This is a genomic window from Levyella massiliensis, assembly GCF_000308275.2.
In the GTDB taxonomy this organism is placed as follows: Bacteria; Bacillota; Clostridia; order Tissierellales; family Peptoniphilaceae; genus Murdochiella; species Murdochiella massiliensis_A.
Window position 1 is genome coordinate 1 of sequence record NZ_HG529491.1, and the last position, 2,891, is coordinate 2,891.

The 2,891-nt window shown below is 49.1% G+C and carries 2 rRNA genes; both read right to left on the minus strand.

What is annotated here, in order from left to right:
• Positions 1-59 (minus strand): 5S ribosomal RNA (gene rrf, locus BN98_RS05080); the annotation flags it as partial.
• A 117-nt stretch (positions 60-176) separates the two neighbouring features.
• Positions 177-2,891, minus strand: a 23S ribosomal RNA gene (locus tag BN98_RS08175).

The following is a 2,891-nucleotide window of genomic DNA, read 5'->3' on the forward strand; positions in this document are numbered from 1 at the left end:
GGCTTAACTTCTGTGTTCGAGATGGGAACAGGTGTATCCCCTGCGCTATCGTCACCATATTGACTTGTCGTTGGAACAAGTCCTCTCCATAACAATGACTCACCTAATCTTAGGCGGTCGAAATAGCTTCCAAGCAATTCGCTTGTTTAGCCATTTCCCAATCGTAATAGGTATTTCTGGTCAAATATTCGAGAGATTAGTATCAGTTAGCTCCACGCATTACTGCGCTTCCACCTCTGACCTATCAACCGTGTTTTCTTCACGGTCTCTTAGAAATCTCATCTCGAGGGGGGCTTCGCGCTTAGATGCCTTCAGCGCTTATCCCTTCCGAACGTAGCTACCCGGCTATGCTCTTGGCAGAACAACCGGTACACCATCGGTTCGTCCATCCCGGTCCTCTCGTACTAGGGACAGCTCCTCTCAAATTTCTTACGCCCACGCTGGATAGGGACCGAACTGTCTCACGACGTTCTGAACCCAGCTCGCGTACCTCTTTAATGGGCGAACAGCCCAACCCTTGGAACCTGCTCCAGCTCCAGGATGAGACGAGCCGACATCGAGGTGCCAAACACCCCCGTCGATGTGAACTCTTGGGGGGTATAAGCCTGTTATCCCCAGGGTAGCTTTTATCCGTTAAGCGATGGCCCTTCCACACGGTACCACCGGATCACTAAGTCCTACTTTCGTATCTGCTCGACTTGTAGGTCTCGCAGTGAAGCTCGCTTTTGCCTTTATACTCGTTGAATGGTTTCTGTCCATCCTGAGCGAACCTTTGAACGCCTCCGTTACTCTTTGGGAGGCGACCGCCCCAGTCAAACTGTCCGACTGACAGTGTCCCCGAACCGGTTCACGGTCCTAGGTTAGAACCCTAGTCTGTAAAGGGTGGTATCCAAAGGACGACTCCGCATCATCTGGCGACAATGTTTCTAAGTCTCCCACCTATCCTGTACATTACAAACCAAAGTCCAATGTCAACCTGCAGTAAAGCTCCATGGGGTCTTTCCGTCCTAGCGTGGGTAAGTCGCATCTTCACGACTACTACAATTTCACCGGATCCTTTGTTGAGACAGTGCCCAAATCGTTACACCTTTCGTGCGGGTCGGAACTTACCCGACAAGGAATTTCGCTACCTTAGGACCGTTATAGTTACGGCCGCCGTTTACTGGGGCTTAAGTTCGTCGCTTCGAATTGCTTCTAACAACTCCCCTTGACCTTCCAGCACCGGGCAGGTGTCAGCACCTATACTTCGCCTTGCGGCTTCGCAGATACTTGTGTTTTTGGTAAACAGTCGCTTGGGCCGATTCTCTGCGGCCATCCGAAGATGGCACCCCTTCTCCCGAAGTTACGGGGTCATTTTGCCGAGTTCCTTAACAAAGGTTCTTCCGCGCGTCTTAGAATTTTCTTCCTGCCTACCTGTGTCGGTTTTGGTACGGGAGCAAAAAATCTCGATAGCGTCTTTTCTTGGCAGTGTAGCATCGGCAACTTCTCTACTTAAATTTCGATCCCCATCCGAACTCAGCACCATCCGACGGATTTGCCTGCCGGACTAGCCTACTTCGTTGGACGCGCATACCTTCAACGCGCTTTGCGTAGCTTCCTGCGTCAACACTTCTCTCAAACGATTCTTTACTGTACCGGAATTTCCACCGGTTGTCCATCGCCTACGCCTTTCGGCCTCAGCTTAGGTCCCGACTTACCCTGAGAGGACGAGCCTTGCTCAGGAACCCTTCGGCTTTCGACGGGTGAGATTCTCACTCACCTTCTCGCTACTCATGCCAGCATTCTCTCTCGACTACGCTCCACAATAGGTTACCCTTGATGCTTCAATGTGTAGTCGATGCTCCTCTACCGATGGTCGAGACAAAAAGTATTCTATGAATACGCCTTCCTTTATTAGCCCAATGAAATTGATGAATGATATCTTGGAATAACCTTATACCATTTGGCTTTTTTCTGTCGTATCTCATGTTTGTTGAAATTTGACTCTTTGTGTGCGATATTTCTCATCAATTTTTGGAAAGCTTTCATAAAATACTTTTCGTCTCGATCCATCCCATAGCTTCGGTATGACGTTTAGCCCCGTGTATCTTCGGCGCAACTTCACTCGACCAGTGAGCTATTACGCACTCTTTAAATGTATGGCTGCTTCTAAGCCAACATCCTGGTTGTCCAAGTAAAATAACATCCTTTTCCACTGAACGTCATTTTGGGACCTTAGCTGATGATCTGGGCTGTTTCCCTTTTGACGATGAAGCTTATCCCACATCGTCTCACTCCCATTGGTAATGAACGGAATTCGAAGTTTGATAGGTGTTAGTAACACAGAGTGCCCTGCGACCAGTCAGTGCTCTACCTCCCTCCATCTCACAATGAGGCTTGCCCTAAAGCGATTTCGAGGAGAACCAGCTATCTCCGAGTTCGATTGGCTTTTCACCCCTAACCACAAGTCATCCGAAGCGTTTTAAACCGCTCCCGGTTCGGTCCTCCATTGAATTTTACTTCAACTTCAACCTGCTCATGGCTAGATCACCCGGTTTCGGGTCTATGTCCACAAACTATCGCGCTATTCACACTCGGTTTCCCTCCGGCTCCGCCCCTAAAAGGCTTAACCTCGCTTGTAAACATAACTCGCTGGCCCGTTCTACAAAAAGTACGATATCACCCATAAATGGGCTCTATCTGCTTGTAAGCACAAGGTTTCAGATTCTTTTCACTCCCCTTCCGGGGTTCTTTTCACCTTTCCCTCACGGTACTAGTTCACTATCGGTCACATGATCGTATTTAGGCTTAGGAGGTGGTCCTCCCATGTTCCCACCAAATTTCTCGTGTTCGATGGTACTCTTTCGTGATGATTCCTTCTTCTTTCGCGTACCGGACTGTCACCGTCTTTG